This window comes from Vibrio sp. 10N.286.46.A8, from assembly GCF_041470165.1.
Classification (GTDB): domain Bacteria; phylum Pseudomonadota; class Gammaproteobacteria; order Enterobacterales; family Vibrionaceae; genus Vibrio; species Vibrio tasmaniensis_A.
Genome location: NZ_JBFRLX010000186.1, coordinates 3773 through 4952 on the forward strand (window position 1 = coordinate 3773; position 1180 = coordinate 4952).

1 protein-coding gene is annotated in these 1180 nt (G+C 44.6%); it reads left to right on the forward strand.

Translation table 11 applies throughout. From position 1 onward, the window contains the following. The coding region (bamC, locus tag AB4232_RS17425) for an outer membrane protein assembly factor BamC (protein WP_372087634.1) at window positions 1-961 on the forward strand (961 nt) is incomplete at its 5' end. Window positions 962-1180: the final 219 nt, after the last annotated feature.

Consider the following 1180-nt stretch of genomic DNA (forward strand, 5'->3'; position numbering starts at 1 on the left):
AGCCAAAGATGATTTTGAATACTTAGAAACACCTGAGTTTTCACAATGGCAATTGCCTGAAGATGCTCAGCCTCAGTTTTACCCAAACTTTGATATCCCAAGCGGTGAATTCAGTGGTGGTACCGGTCGTCAAGTGGATATTCGTCCTCCTCAACAGGTTCTTGAACTGATCCCAGGTGCTCGTACTGAGCGTCAAAATGGTGAAGTGACGTTATGGCTCCTTCGTGCTGAAGAGGCTGACCGAGTATGGCAAACGGCTGTAGATATGCTGACCCAGCGTAATATCGGCATTCGTGAACAGTCAGAAAATGACATTGAGACTGATTGGGTAACTTGGGTTTCTGAAGATGAAGAAGTCGAGATTGGTAGCCGCTACTCTATCTCTCGTTTCCAAGCGAACAATCGCCATGGCTTCAAGATTAATCTGATTGATTGGCGTGAAGGTTCTGAAGAGAAACCAGTATCGGCAACCAATAAAGAGCGTTACAACGCGTTCTTAACGAATCTAGTGATGGCGAGATACGATGCAGATCTTCGTGCTGAAGCTGCGTTGAAAGCGCAAGAGTTGGTGAAACGTATTCCTATCTCAATGGGTTCGGACCGCAGTGGTTTCCCTGTGATCATTGCTCGTACGCCATATAACGTATTGTGGCAACGTCTACCTACCTTGCTACCGACGATGGGCTTTGAACTTGAAGAGCGTAATCAGTCTCAAGGTACAGTGAAAGCTAAGTATGCAGCGCCAGATGATGAATTCTGGGAAGAGATTGGCCTACAGCCTATTGACTTAGCGCCAGGTACTTACACTTTCTTGTTTGGTGATCTTGGCAACCGTACATCGATTAACGTAACGGATGCAACAGGTAAGCCTGTAGAAGAAGAGCTACTTAAGTCAATGGTACCGGTATTGGCACACGTTGCAGACCAAACCAAAGACAAGAAAGAAGCAAAATCTGAATAAGCACTGAGCAAATTTAGAAGAAAAAAAAGAGGACATACAATGTCCTCTTTTTTATGTTTGTTAGTCAGTGTTTTATGTGCGTGTTGTCAATTTATGTTGTCATTTCGCTAACAAGAAGTCACACGCGCCTGACTTGTTGGGGCTAGCGCATCAAGGGCGTATCAAGGGCGTTAGGCTAAGTATTTTTGCTGTTAGTAGACTCATCTTTTTGAGCTTTCT